The sequence below is a fragment of the Amorphus suaedae genome (assembly GCF_053629675.1).
This window is the reverse complement of the sequence record NZ_JBRJIT010000001.1, coordinates 1,493,141-1,506,773: the sequence shown is the minus strand read 5'-3', so window position 1 is coordinate 1,506,773 and position 13,633 is coordinate 1,493,141. Positions and strand designations below refer to the sequence as shown.

The window sequence follows — 13,633 nt, the reverse complement described above, 5'->3', positions numbered from 1 at the left end:
TGCAGTTGCGAACAAGACCGCAAGGTGGGCGTTTCGTCGCCGGTGTGAACCCGCCCGTGGGAAACAGGCTGTTCGCGTTCTGACGACAGTCGCGGGAATGGGCAAATTGTGCGAGACAGATCGCAAAAGGGTGATGAGTTCGGAGCTCAACGTGGCGAAGTCGGCAGACACATCCGAAGGCGACGACACCCCGACCGGGCGCGTCGACACTCTGACGGCCGTCGAGGCGGCCGAGGAGCACGCACGCCTGGCCGACGAGATCCGCGCGCACGACAAGCGCTACTACCAGAAGGACGCGCCGACGGTCTCCGACGCCGCGTACGACGCCCTGCGACGCCGCCTGCAGGCGCTCGAGGCGGCGTTCCCGGACCTGGTGACGCCGGACAGCCCGAGCCAGACGGTGGGGGCGGCGCCGAGCGAGGCGTTCGCCGAGGCGCGCCATGCCGTGCCGATGCTCTCCCTCGACAACGCCTTCTCCGACGAGGACGTCGCCGACTTCGCGGCCCGCATCCGCCGCTTCCTGCGACTGGGCGCCGACGACGAGCTGGCGATCACGGCGGAACCCAAGATCGACGGGCTGTCGCTCAACCTGCGCTACGAGAACGGCCGCCTGACGGTGGCCGCGACACGCGGCGACGGGGTGGTCGGCGAGGCGGTGACGCAGAACGCCCGGACCATCGACGACATTCCGGTCGAGCTGCCCGACGGCGCGCCGGACGTCGTCGAGGTGCGCGGCGAGGTCTACATGACCCACGCCGACTTCCGCGCCCTCAACGAGCGCATGCAGGCAGACAGCGGGCGGGTGTTTGCCAATCCGCGCAATGCGGCGGCGGGCTCGCTGCGCCAGCTCGATCCCAAGGTGACGGAGAGCCGTCCGCTGAAGTTCTTCGCCTATGCCTGGGGCGAGATCCCGTCGCTGCCGCGCGAGACGCAGCTGGAGATGGTCGCCCTGTTCAAGGAGTGGGGCTTCAAGACCAACGCGCTGATGCGGCGCTGCACCACGGTCGAGGAGCTGATCGCGGTCTATCACGAGATCGAGGAGGGCCGCTCCGGGCTCGGCTACGACATCGACGGCGTCGTCTACAAGGTGGACCGGCTCGACTACCAGCGTCGTCTGGGCTTCGTCTCGCGCTCGCCGCGCTGGGCCATCGCCCACAAGTTTCCCGCCGAGCAGGCGACGACGGTGCTCAACGCCATCGAGATCCAGGTCGGGCGCACGGGCGCGCTGACCCCGGTTGCGAAGCTGGAGCCGGTGACGGTCGGCGGGGTCGTGGTCTCCAACGCGACGCTGCACAACGAGGACGAGATCGCCCGCAAGGACGTGCGGGTCGGCGACACGGTGGTCGTCCAGCGCGCCGGCGACGTGATCCCGCAGGTGCTGCGCGCGCTCGCCGAGCACCGCCCCAAGGATTCGGTGCCTTACGAATTCCCGACCCGCTGCCCGGTCTGCAACAGCCACGCGGTGCGCGACATCAATCCGCGCACCGGCAAGGAGGACGTGGTCCGCCGCTGCACCGGAGGGCTCGTCTGCCCGGCCCAGGCGGTCGAGCGGCTGAGGCACTTCGTGTCCCGCGCCGCCTTCGACATCGAGGGGCTCGGCGCCAAGCAGATCGAGGCGTTCTACGAGGACGGCCTGGTGCGCACGCCGGCCGACATCTTCACGCTGGAGGCGCGCGACCGCGACAGCCTGAAGAAGCTGAAGGACCGCGAGGGCTGGGGCGCCACCTCCGTCAAGAAGCTGTTCGAGGCAATCGACAGTCGCCGCACCATCGCGCTCAGGCGCTTCATCTTCTCCCTCGGCATCCGTCACGTCGGCGACATCACCGGCCGCATGCTGGCGGAAGCCTACGGCAGCTGGTCGGCGTTCGAGGCGGCGATGGAGGGCCTGGCGAAGGGCGAGACGGCCGCCCACGACGAGCTGGTAGCCCATGACGGCATCGGGGAAACGGTGGCCCAGGCGCTGGCCGAGTTCTTCGCCGAGCCGCACAACGTCGACGTGGTGCAGGCGCTCCTCAAGGAGGTGACGCCCGAGGACGACGCCGGGCGGGAGGTCGACACGCCCGTCGCGGGCAAGACCATCGTGTTCACCGGCACGCTGGAGAAGATGACCCGCGACGAGGCCAAGGCGCGGGCCGAGCAGCTGGGCGCCAAGGTGTCCGGCTCGGTCTCCGCGAAGACCGACATCGTGGTGGCGGGTCCCGGTGCTGGCTCCAAGCTGAAGAAGGCGCAGGACCTGAAGCTGCAGATCCTCGACGAGGACGAATGGATCGCCCTCGTGGACGGGCTGTGAACGCGCCCGCGACGGCAACTCTCCGAGGAAAGGACGGCCTGCCATGACGCGGCTCCGCGCGACCGACCTGCTGCCAGCCGCCATCGAGGCGGGAGATGCGATCCTGCGGCTCTACGCCGCCGGAACGACCGTCGAGACGAAGGAGGGCGGCTCGCCGGTGACGGAGGCCGACCGGGCGGCGGAGGCGATCATCCTGCGCGACCTGCGGGCGATCGCGCCGGAGATCCCGGTGATCGCCGAGGAGGAGGCCGCCGCCGGCCGGGTGCCGGAGACCGGCGGCACCTTCTTCCTGGTCGATCCGCTGGACGGCACCAAGGAGTTCATCCGGCGCAACGGCGAGTTCACGGTGAACATCGCGCTGGTCGTCGACCACGCGCCGGTGTGGGGCATCGTCACCGTACCGGTGAAGGGCGAGGCCTATGTCGGAACCGTCGGGGAGGGGGCATTCGCCGCGCGCATCGCGGGCGGCGCCATCGCCGACCGGCGACCGATCGCCGTGCGCCCCGTGCCGGCCGCGGGGCCGACCGTGCTCGCCAGCCGCTCGCATCGCCTGGCCGAAACCGATGCCTTCATCGCGCGGGTGAACGCCGCGGACATCGTCTCGGCCGGCTCGTCGCTGAAATTCTGCCGGATCGCAGCGGGCGAGGCTGATCTCTATCCCCGCCACGGTCCGACGATGGAATGGGATACGGCGGCGGGCGATGCGGTGCTGCGGGCTGCCGGCGGCCTCTGCACGACCTTCGACGGCGTTCCGCTCACCTACGGCAAGCGGGGCCGGGCGGGCGTGGCCGACTTCCTCAACCCGTCGTTCCTGGCATCGGGCCAGCCCGTCGATCAGCGGCTGCTGGCGGGCTGAGGCGGGACGCGGTCGCGGGCTGACCGAGAGGGCAATCCGGAGAGGTCGGGCTGTCCGGCTCGGCGCACGCCGTTCGTTCCGTCTCCTGGGGATGAGTGCAGCCCCTGCCGGGTGCGTCCTCCTCCATTGCGGTCTGTGGCAGCCTCGGCAACTGGCTTCCAGCCTTCGCTGGAATGAGCGGAGTTTGGGGCTTGCGCGGTGAGGGAACCGATCGCCTCCGGAAGCCGCCGACAGGCCCCATGGATCCCCGCCTTCGCGGGGATGAGCGGAGCAAGGGACCTGGGCTGTCCGGCACTCGACAGCCAGCGCGCGCCGGCGCGCCGGCGGAGGCCGCCCTTGCGGAGCCGCGAGCGCAGCTCGTCCGGCGTGAGCGGATCAAAGCCGCCCAGCCGCAGCCGATGCGCAGCGCGCAGCCGGCGTGAGGCGCGATCGGCCCCGCCCTACAGCGGGATGTTGTCGTGCTTCTTCCAGGGGTTCTCCAGCGTCTTGTTGCGCAGGAGGCGGAGCGCCCGGCTGATCCGCCGACGGGTCGAGTGCGGCATGATCACCTCGTCGATGTAGCCGCGCTCGGCGGCGACGAACGGGTTGGCGAACTGCCGCTCGTAATCGGCGATGCGGCCGGCGATCTTCTCCTTGTCACCCAGTTCCGAGCGATAGAGGATCTCGGCGGCGCCCTTCGGACCCATCACCGCGATTTCCGCCGTCGGCCAGGCATAGTTCAGGTCGCCGCGCAGATGCTTCGACGCCATCACGTCGTAGGCGCCGCCATAGGCCTTGCGGGTGATGCAGGTGACCTTCGGCACGGTGGCCTCGGCATAGGCGAACAGCAGCTTGGCGCCGTGCTTGATGAGGCCGCCATACTCCTGGGCGGTGCCCGGCAGGAAGCCCGGCACGTCGACGAAGGTGACGATCGGGATCGAGAAGGCGTCGCAGAAGCGGACGAAGCGCGCCGCCTTGCGGCTGGCGTCGATGTCGAGCACGCCGGCGAGCAGCATCGGCTGGTTCGCCACGATGCCGACGGTGCGGCCCTCCATGCGGCCGAAGCCGGTGAGGATGTTCTTGGCGAAGCTCTCCTGGATCTCGAAGAAGTCGCGCTCGTCGACGACCTTCAGGATCAGCTCCCGCATGTCGTAGGGCTTGTTCGGATTGTCCGGGATCAGTCGGTCGAGCGAGGCGTCGATGCGCTCCGGGTCGTCGTAGGTCTCGATCTCGGGAATGTCGGCGACGTTGGAGGCCGGCAGGAAATCGATGAGGCGGCGGACCTGCAGCAGCGTGTCGACGTCGTTGTCGAACGCGCCGTCGGCGATCGACGACTTGGTGGTGTGGATCGACGCGCCGCCGAGCTCCTCCGCCGTCACCGTCTCGTTGGTGACGGTCTTCACCACGTCGGGTCCGGTGACGAACATGTAGCTGGTGTCGCGCACCATGAAGATGAAGTCGGTCATGGCCGGTGCGTAGACGTCGCCGCCGGCGCAGGGGCCCATGATGACCGAGATCTGCGGGATGACGCCGGAAGCCAGCACGTTGCGCTGGAACACCTCGCCATAGCCGCCGAGGGCCGCCACGCCTTCCTGGATGCGGGCGCCGCCGGCATCGAACAGGCCGATGATCGGCACGCGATTGCGCACCGCCATGTCCTGGATCTTGACGATCTTCTGGGCGTGGGTTTCCGACAGCGACCCGCCGAAGACGGTGAAATCCTTGGCGAAGACGTAGACGGTGCGGCCGTTGATGGTGCCCCAGCCGGTGACGACGCCGTCGCCCGGAAACTTGGTTTCCTCCATCCCGAAATCGGTGCAGCGGTGCTCGACGAACATGTCGAACTCCTCGAACGAGTTCTCGTCGAGGAGGATTTCCAGCCGCTCGCGGGCGGTCAGCTTGCCGCGCTTGTGCTGGGCCGCGATGCGGGCCTCTCCGCCGCCCAGCCGCGCCACCGCGCGCCGCGCTTCGAGTTCGCCGAGTATTTCCTTCACAGGTAAGGTCCTCCCAGACACCGCGGCGACACGCCACGTCTTCGCGCATAGCACGGGGGCAGCGCGGACAGAAGCGCCTCGACGCCATCGGCGTGCAACGAGCGCCATTGGTCGGGCCCGATGCATTCGATGTTCGCCGGGACGGGAAGGAGGCCATAGACTGGGTGGCTCCGTCCCCGTCGTGAGTCGCGTTCGTGTCCGCTTCCCCGGTCCTGTCTGCCTCCGAGCGCCATCCCGCGTGGCGCATGTGGTCTGCCGCATGGGCGGTCGCCGCCGTCTTCGCCCTGTCCAACGCCCCGCAGCCGCTCTACGTCGCCTGGCAGCGCGAGATCGGCTTCTCGGCGGGCGCCATCACGCTGATCTTCGCGGTCTATATCGGCGGCCTCCTGTCGGCGCTGCTGGTGGCGGGGCAGCTGTCGGACCGCTACGGCCGCAAACCTGTCCTTTTGCCGGGCATCGCCTGCGGCCTCGTCGCCACCGTGCTGTTCGCCTTCGCCGACAACATCGCGATGCTGCTCGCGGCGCGGGTGCTGGCGGGGATCGCCGGCGGGACGACCATCTCGGTCGGGGCGGCGGCCATCGTCGACCTCGGCGGGCCGGACCGGCGCCGGGCGGCGTCGCGCGCCGCGTCGGTGGCGACCGTGCTGGGCGCGGCCTTCGGGCCGCTGCTGGCGGGCGCGCTGTCGGAGATCCTCGACGCGCCCGTGGTGCCGGTCTTCGCGGTGCTGTTCGCCTCGATGCTCTCGGCCTTCGTCATCGTCGCGCTGCTGCGGTTTCCGCCGATCGGGGCGCGCGCGCCGCGCCGGTTCGGCGTGCCGCGCATCCCGGCCGGCAACGGGCTCAACCTGGCCGCCGGCATCGCGATCTTCGCGCCGGCGATGGCGGCGACCTCGTTCGTCCTGTCGCTGGGGCCGTCGGTGCTGTCGCGGCTCCTGGGGGTGGCGAGCCCGCTCATCGCCGGCGGGACGGCGTGCCTGATGTTCGTCGCCGCGACGGGCGTGCAGTTCGCGCTGCGCCGGCTGTCGATCCGCACCCTGCTGTTGATCGGCTCGGGGCTGACGCTCGCCGCGACGGTCTCCATGACGTTCGCGGTGGTGCTGTCGAGCGCGGTGCTGCTGATCGCGGCCGCGCCCCTCGCTGGGGCGGCGCAGGGCTTCGCGCAGCTCGGCGGGTTCACCCTGATCGGACTGCACGTGCCGTCCGGCAACCGCGCCGAGGCGACCGCCCTGTTCTCCTTCGGGGGATATCTCCCGGCCGCCCTGTCGGCGATGGCCACGGGCGTGCTCGTCGACAGCTTCGGACAGGCGGACGGCGTGATGATCTTCGCCGGCGCGCTGGGGATCGTCGCGATCGCCGGAGCGCTCTTCGTCCGCCTGCGCCTGGCGCGCGAGTAGGTTCGGGCAGGCAGGACGCCGCGGGCTAGTTCAGCTTTTTCCGGGCGGCCTCCAGGGTTTCGTCGCCGGGCCCGCCGGTCCAGACGCGGTCCCAGTCGATGTCGCCAATGTCGTAGGTCGCCTGGGTGCGGACCACGTCGGCGGTGGCGTCGGAGGCATCGCCGGTGCGGCCGTCGACCCGTTCGGCAAGGGTCTCGGGCGGGGCCTCCAGCCAGATGCCGGAGAAGCGCACGCCGGCCTCCTCGGCGACGCGCCGGGCCTGCAAGCGCTCGTCCGGGGCCGCGAAGACGCCGTCGACCACGACGGCCTGGCCGGCGGCGAGGACGGTCCGGGCCTCGGCGAACAGCTCGGCGTAGACGGTCTCGGAAGCGGCCTTCGTGTAGGCCTCGGCCGGCAGCCGTTGCGTCTGCGCCACGCCCGCCTGGCGTTTGCGCAGCACGTCGGTGCGCAGATGCACGGCGCCCGGCGCGCGGCCGAGGGCGGGGGCGAGCTTGCGGGCGACGGTGGTCTTGCCGGTGCCCGACAGGCCGCCGACGGCGACGAGCCGGGCCGGCACCGGCTCCAGGAAGGCGCAGGCGTGGCGGAATGCGTCGGTGGCGTCGCGGACGGTATCGGCGCGCTCGGTTTCGTCGAGAAAGCGCAGGCGGGCCGCCCCGGCCTTCGCCCGGATCGCGGCGCGCATCATCAGGAAGAAGGGAAAGGCCGCCAGCGCGGCCAGGTCGTCGGCGTCGCCCTGGACCGTCAGATAGCGGTTGAAGACGCGCGAGGCGCCGAGGTGCTCGCCGTGGCGCCAGAGGTCCATGACCAGGAAGGCCAGGTCATAGAGCACGTCGCCGGTCGCGATGCGGTCGTCGAACTCGATGGCGTCGAAGAAGCGCGGCGCGCCGTCGATCATGGCGACGTTGCCGAGGTGGCAGTCGCCGTGGATGTGGCGGATCCTGCCGGCGCGGCCGCGCGCCTCCAGGAGCGGGCGGATCGCGGCAAGGGTCTCGCGGGCGCGGCGGTCGAGCGTCTCTGCGTCGTCTTCCGGGAAGAGGTCGGGAGCCGCTGAGAACGCGTTCCGGTTGTCGTCGAGATAGCGGCCGAGGTCGTCGATCCACGGTGCGCCGTCGCGGCGCGGCGCCTCGCCATGGGCCTCGGCGAGGCGGTCGGCGAGCATGTCGAGCACGTCGGCGGGCAGCGGGCCCTCGAGGATCGCCCGGTCGAGGGTCGCGGTCTCGTCGAAGCGCTGCATGTGCACGGCCCACTCGACCGGCACGCCGTCGCCGTCGATGGCGAACCCGCCGGCGGCATCGCGGGTGATCGGCACGACGCCGCGGTAGATCTCGCCGGCGTAGGCGCGGTTGACCTCCATCTCGCGGTCGCAGGCGGCCTTGCGGCGATCCAGCGTCGAGAAGTCCAGATAGGCGTACCGGACCGGCCGCTTGATCTTGTAGGCGTCGTCGCCGGCCAGGAAGACCATCGCGGCATGGGTGTCGATCCGCCGCGTCCGCGCGCCGCCATGGGTCGCCGGATCCTCGAGGAAGGCGACGATCGCCGCCTGGTCGTCGGAGGGCGGGGTCGGGTCTTCGGTCATCTCATCCTCCGGGCATCCTCTCGGGGATAGGGGGGAAGTCTGGGCGGTGGATTGAGCCGGATCAAGGCGGCGGCGCTTCCGGTGGCGTCGTGTCGTGAACGGGACGGAAAGAACCGTTCGCCGTCGGGAAGCGTTCCCCAGGGGGCTGTGGGATCGGCTTCGGTCCGTCTAGACTTTTCACCCGGAAGTGGAACTCCAGGAAGCTGGGGTTGCGTACCGCGCCCGCGCGGGAGGAAACCGAACGAGACTGCCCTGTCCGGATCTGAGGATCCGGAGGCCCACGAACCTGACTGAAGCGGCGCCAGCGGCCATTTGCCAGGAGAAGACCATGAGCGACCCAGACCTGAAGAAGATCCGCCTCAATCTCGCGCGCACGAAGGAGTTTCCGAACGGCTCGGCCCGGCACGGCTACGAATTCTTCGCACCGCTCGACGAGGACGGACACATCGATGCCGAGGCATGGCGCACGGTGCGCGAGAAGTGCACGGTCCGGCGCTTCTGGGGCGACGAGGAGTGGGACATCGGCCACCTCGTCCACGGTCCCGGCGGGCGCTGGGCGTTCCGCTACGACATCGATGGCGACGAGGACGACGAGAGCGGCTACCGCTTCGGCGCCCACGCCTTCATCCCCGGCGAGTACGTGTCCGTCCGCGACGACGACGACGAGATGCACACGTTCACCGTGGTGACGGTCGAGGACGTTTAGCGCCTCGCGAGGCGTGCGCATCGGCTCACCGTGCACGCATGAAAAAGCCCGGCCTCGCGAGAGGCCGGGCTTTCCCGTTTCAGGCGTCCGTGGCGCCGGTCAGTGCGCGGCGGCGACGGCGCGCTTGCCCATCACGGTCACGAGGTGGGCCCGGTACTCCTGCGAGCCGTGCAGGTCACCCATCATGCCGTCGGCCGGGACGGTGATGTTGGCGACCGCGTCCGGCGACCAGTTGGAGGCGAGCGCCTGCTCCATCTCCGGCACGCGGAAGACGCCGCCGTCGCCGGCGCCGGTCACCGCGACCCGGATCGAGCCGTCCTTCAGCTTCACCGCCATCACGCCGCACATGGCGTAGCGCGAGGCCGGGTTGCGGAATTTCTCGTAGCCGGCCTTCTCCGGCACCGGGAACGAGATCTTCACGACGATCTCGTCGTCCTCAAGCGCCGTCTCGAACATCCCCGTGAAGAAGTCGTCCGCGGGGATTGCGCGCTTGTTTGTGTGGACGGTGGCGTTGAGGCCGACGAGGGCGGCCGGATAGTCGGCGGCCGGGTCGTTGTTGGCGATCGAGCCGCCCATGGTGCCCATGTTGCGGACCGCCGGGTCGCCGATCACGCTGGCCATGTCGGCGAGCGCCGGGATGGCGTTCTTCACCGTGTCCGACGACATCACCTCGTAGTGGGTGCTCGCGGCGCCCACCGTGAGGGTGTCGCCCTCGACGGAGATCCCCTTCAGCTCGGGGATCCGGGTGACGTCGATGAGGTCGGACGGCGCGGCGAGCCGCTGCTTCATGGTGGCCAGCAGCGTCTGGCCGCCGGAAAGGAACTTGCCGTCTTCCGCGCTGCCGAGCTTGGCGACGGCATCGTCCAGCGAAGTCGCTTTGGAGTAGTGGGTGGCGTACATGGTCCTGTCCTTACTCGGAGTTAAGCGGCGGCCGCGTTCGGAGCCGACGTCCTCAGCGCCTGCCAGACCCTGAGCGGGGTGGCCGGCATCGCGAGGTCGTTGGAGCCGATCGCATTGGTGAGAGCGTTGATGAGGGCCGGCGGAGAACCGATCGCGCCCGCCTCGCCGCAGCCCTTCACGCCGAGCGGGTTGCCCGGGCAGACGGTCTCCGTCGTCATCACCTTGAACGACGGAAGGTCTTCGGCGCGCGGCATGCAGTAGTCCATGAACGAGGCGGTGAGCAGCTGGCCCGACTCGTGGTCGTAGACGCAGCCCTCCATGAGGGCCTGTCCGATGCCCTGGGCGAGGCCGCCGTGGACCTGACCCTCGACGATCATCGGGTTGATGATGCGGCCGAAGTCGTCGGCGGCCACGAACTGGATGATCTTGGTCACGCCCGTGTCCGGATCGACCTCCACCTCGCAGACATAGCAGCCGGCGGGGAAGGTGAAGTTGGTCGGGTCGTAGAAGGAAGTCTCCTTCAGGCCCGGCTCCATTCCCTCCGGCATGTTGTGGGCGGTGTAGGCGGCCAGCGCCACCTCGTGGAAGGCCAGGCTGCGGTCGGTGCCGGCCACCTTGAAGCTGCCGTCCTCCAGCACGATGTCGCCTTCCGCCGCCTCCATCAGGTGGGCGGCGAGCTTCTTCGCCTTGGCTTCGACCTTGTCGAGGGCCTTGAAGACCGCCGAGAGGCCGACGGCGGCCGAGCGCGAGCCGTAGGTGCCCATGCCGAACTGCACCTTGTCGGTGTCGCCATGGACGATCGACACGGAATCGGTCGGCACGCCGAAGCGCTCGTTGACGATCTGCGCGAAGGTCGTCTCGTGGCTCTGGCCGTGGCTGTGGGTGCCGGTGAGCACCTCGATGGTGCCGACCGGATTGACCCGCACCTCCGCCGATTCCCACAGGCCGACGCCGGCGCCGAGGGAGCCGACAGCCTGGGACGGCGCGATGCCGCAGGCCTCGATGTAGCAGGAGAGGCCGATGCCGCGCTTCTTGCCGCGCGCTTCCGCTTCCGCCTTGCGGGCGGGGAAGCCGTCGTAGTCGGCGGCGGCGAGGGCGGCCGACATGCTCGCTTCGTAATCGCCGGCGTCATAGGCCATGATCACCGGCGTCTGGTGGGGGAAAGCGCGCACGAAGTTCTTGCGCCGAAGCTCGGCCGGATCGACGCCGAGTTCGCGCGCCGCGGTCTCCATCAGCCGCTCGACGACGAAGGTCGCCTCCGGCCGCCCGGCACCGCGATAGGCGTCGACGGGGGTGGTGTTGGTATAGACCGCCTGCACTTCCGCGAAGATCTGCGGGATCGCGTACTGGCCAGACAACAGCGTGGCGTAGAGGTAGGTGGGCACCGCCGACGAGAAGGTCGACATGTAGGCGCCGAGGTTGGCGATCGTCTTCACCCGCAGGCCGGTGACCTTGTGGTCGGCGTCGAGCGCCAGCTCGGCGTGGGTGACGTGGTCGCGGCCATGGGCGTCGGTCAGGAAGGCTTCGGTACGGTCGGAGACCCACTTCACCGGGCGGCCGCCGATCTGCTTGGAAGCCCACAGGCAGGCGGTCTCTTCCGGGTAGATGAAGATCTTCGAGCCGAAGCCGCCGCCCACGTCGGGCGCGATCACCCGCAGCTTGTGTTCGGGCGCCATGCCGACGAAGGCCGACAGCACCAGACGCGCCACGTGCGGGTTCTGGCTGGTGGTGTAGAGGGTGAAATGCTCGCCGCCGGGATCGTAGGACCCGATTGCCGCGCGCGGCTCCATGGCGTTGGGAACGAGCCGGTTGTTGACGAGATCCAGCCTGGTGACGTGGGCGGCGTTGGCGAACTGTTCGGCCGTCGCGGCTTCCTCGCCGATGGTCCAGTCGTAGATCAGGTTGTTCTCGGCTTCCGGATGGATCAGCGGAGCGCCGGCCTCGGTGGCCCGGGCCGGATCGGTGACGGCGGGCAGGACCTCGTAGTCGATCTCGACCGCTTCGGCCGCATCACGGGCCTGGTCGCGGGTCTCGGCGATGACGATGGCGACGGCATCGCCGACATAGCGCACCGTCTCCGCCGCGAGCGCCGGATGGGCGCCCATCTTCATCGGGGTGCCGTCCCGGGAATGGATCATCCACCCGCAGATCAGCGGGCCGAGGGTGTCGGCCGCGAGATCCTGGCCGGTCAGGACGCCAACCACCCCGGGCATGGCCCTGGCCGCGGCGGTGTCGATCGAGCGGATCTTCGCATGGGCGTGCGGCGAGCGCACGAAAGCCCCATGCGTCGTGTCCTTCATGGTGATGTCGTCGGTGTACTGACCCCGGCCGGTGATGAACCGCCGATCTTCCTTGCGCAGCACGCGTGCGCCGAAACCTTCCGCACCCATAATTTCGTCCTCCCGATCGAAAAAGCGCCGTTTCCCGGCTTTGCTGCGTGGTTTTATTCGGCGGCCTGTGCGACCTCCGACGACTGCGCGGCGGCCTGAATCGCCTTCACGATGTTGTGGTAGCCGGTGCAGCGGCAGATGTTGCCCTCGAGCTCGTGACGGATGGTCGCCTCGTCGAGGCTGGCGCCGTGGCGCCGGACGATGTCGACGCCCATCATGATCATGCCCGGGGTGCAGAAGCCGCACTGAAGGCCGTGATGCTCGCGGAAGGCGGCCTGCATCGGATGCAGCTCGCTGCCGGTGGCCAGGCCCTCGATGGTGGTGATCTCGGCGCCGTCGGCCTGGCCGACGAGGACGGTGCACGACTTCACGGCCTTGCCGTTCATGTGAATCACGCACGCGCCGCACTGGGTCGTGTCGCAGCCGACGTGGGTGCCGGTCATGCCCAGAGTCTCCCGCAGGAAGGAGACGAGCAGGGTGCGGTCCTCGACATCGCCCGACACGGAACGTCCGTTGACGGTCATGGAAACGGTGGTCATCCAGTCCTCCCTTACTGCGCGGGGCCCCGCGCCCGCGTCACCCGCCGGCACGGTCCGCGCCTACCTTGGCGGTATGTCGAACTCAATCAATTAAAAACTAGCAGGAGTACGATGACGATCGCAAAGGCAATCAGTCCCCACATCCAGGGGCCGCCGAGCGTTCCCTTGCCGGCTTCCACCTCAACCCGCTCTTCCACCTCGTGATACCGCTCCTCGACCTGGTGCTCGAATTCCTCCAGAGAGGATTCGTGCCTGGCCGGCTCGGCGGCCGGCTTCGGTGCCGGCGCGGCTGCGGCCGGGGCGGCGGCGGGAGCGGGGGCCGCGGCAGCAGGGGCGGCGGCGGGCGCGGCTGCTGCGGGGGCGTCTGCCGGTGCCTCGGAGGTCACCGTTCCGCCGGTCGCCGAAGCGTCGCCGACCTTCTGGGACAGGCAGGAGAAGAACTCGTCGGCGTATTTCTTGGCGGTCGAATCGACGAGCCGCGAGCCGAGCTGGGCGAGCTTGCCGCCGATCTGCGCGGTCGCCTTGTAGGTGAGAAGGGTCTCGCCGTCGTGTTCGGCGAGGTTCACGTCGGCTCCGCCCTTGGCGAAGCCCGCGACGCCGCCCTTGCCCTCGCCGGAGATGGTGTAGCTGGTCGGCGGATTGAGGTTCTGCAGGGTGACGTTGCCGGTGAAGGTGGCCTTCACCGGGCCGACCTTCGCCTGGACCACCGCCGACATCTCGGTGTCGGACGTCTTCTCGAGCGACTTGCAGCCCGGGATGCACGCCTTCAGGATCTCGGGGTCGTTGAGGGCCTGCCACACCGCATCACGGGTTGCCGGGATCCGATATTCCCCTGACATTTCCATGGAACGCGAACTCCTTTTTTGATGGGCCCGTCGCCGGGCAATTGAGCAGTCGATCCGGTCGTCGGCGCGGGGCCGACTTTCGCCGCTACCTTGCCGCGTCGCCCGTCGCGGAGCAACCGGCCGGAGCGGCTTCCGTTTTCCGTCGAGCGCGCACGCCTGCCACG

The 13,633-nt window shown here is 69.5% G+C and carries 10 protein-coding genes; 4 read left to right on the top strand and 6 right to left on the bottom strand.

Features of this window, described 5'->3' with window-relative positions; genetic code table 11:
• Window positions 1-133: 133 nt before the first annotated feature.
• Both ligA and cysQ read left to right on the top strand, forming a co-directional pair.
• A complete protein-coding gene (gene ligA / locus AB7M35_RS06735; RefSeq protein WP_453958282.1) occupies window positions 134-2,290 on the top strand; it encodes an NAD-dependent DNA ligase LigA in 2,157 nt (718 codons plus the stop codon).
• Between the two features lie 43 nt (window positions 2,291-2,333).
• Window positions 2,334-3,146, top strand: coding sequence for a 3'(2'),5'-bisphosphate nucleotidase CysQ (gene cysQ / locus AB7M35_RS06730; protein ID WP_453958280.1), 813 nt, complete (start codon window positions 2,334-2,336; stop codon window positions 3,144-3,146).
• Window positions 3,147-3,586: 440 nt separating this feature from the next.
• On the opposite strand, the gene AB7M35_RS06725 is transcribed toward cysQ, so the two are convergent.
• Complete coding sequence (locus AB7M35_RS06725; RefSeq protein WP_453958278.1) at window positions 3,587-5,119, bottom strand: acyl-CoA carboxylase subunit beta; 1,533 nt, start codon at window positions 5,117-5,119, stop codon at window positions 3,587-3,589.
• Between the two features lie 194 nt (window positions 5,120-5,313).
• Here AB7M35_RS06725 and AB7M35_RS06720 point away from each other — a divergent pair, with 194 nt between their 5' ends.
• Entirely contained in the window at window positions 5,314-6,513 is a 1,200-nt protein-coding gene (locus AB7M35_RS06720; RefSeq protein ID WP_453958275.1) for an MFS transporter, read from the top strand.
• Between the two features lie 25 nt (window positions 6,514-6,538).
• On the opposite strand, the gene AB7M35_RS06715 is transcribed toward AB7M35_RS06720, so the two are convergent.
• On the bottom strand, window positions 6,539-8,089 hold the full coding sequence (locus AB7M35_RS06715; RefSeq protein ID WP_453958273.1) for a bifunctional aminoglycoside phosphotransferase/ATP-binding protein: 1,551 nt from the start codon (window positions 8,087-8,089) through the stop codon (window positions 6,539-6,541).
• Window positions 8,090-8,417: 328 nt separating this feature from the next.
• Between AB7M35_RS06715 and AB7M35_RS06710 the strand changes: the two genes are divergently transcribed.
• Complete coding sequence (locus AB7M35_RS06710; RefSeq protein ID WP_453958272.1) at window positions 8,418-8,795, top strand: hypothetical protein; 378 nt, start codon at window positions 8,418-8,420, stop codon at window positions 8,793-8,795.
• Between the two features lie 99 nt (window positions 8,796-8,894).
• On the opposite strand, the gene AB7M35_RS06705 is transcribed toward AB7M35_RS06710, so the two are convergent.
• The 4 genes from AB7M35_RS06705 to AB7M35_RS06690 all read right to left on the bottom strand — a co-directional run bounded on the left by AB7M35_RS06705 (window position 8,895) and on the right by AB7M35_RS06690 (window position 13,469).
• On the bottom strand, window positions 8,895-9,695 hold the full coding sequence (locus AB7M35_RS06705; RefSeq protein WP_453958270.1) for an FAD binding domain-containing protein: 801 nt from the start codon (window positions 9,693-9,695) through the stop codon (window positions 8,895-8,897).
• A 20-nt stretch (window positions 9,696-9,715) separates the two neighbouring features.
• Window positions 9,716-12,085, bottom strand: a complete 2,370-nt coding sequence (locus AB7M35_RS06700) for a xanthine dehydrogenase family protein molybdopterin-binding subunit (protein WP_453958267.1) — start codon at window positions 12,083-12,085, stop codon at window positions 9,716-9,718.
• 53 nt (window positions 12,086-12,138) lie between these two features.
• Entirely contained in the window at window positions 12,139-12,624 is a 486-nt protein-coding gene (locus AB7M35_RS06695; protein ID WP_453958265.1) for a (2Fe-2S)-binding protein, read from the bottom strand.
• A gap of 86 nt (window positions 12,625-12,710) precedes the next feature.
• The gene (locus AB7M35_RS06690; protein WP_453958263.1) at window positions 12,711-13,469 is read right to left on the bottom strand and encodes an SRPBCC family protein; all 759 of its coding nucleotides are present in this window, start codon (window positions 13,467-13,469) and stop codon (window positions 12,711-12,713) included.
• Between the last annotated feature and the right edge of the window lie 164 nt (window positions 13,470-13,633).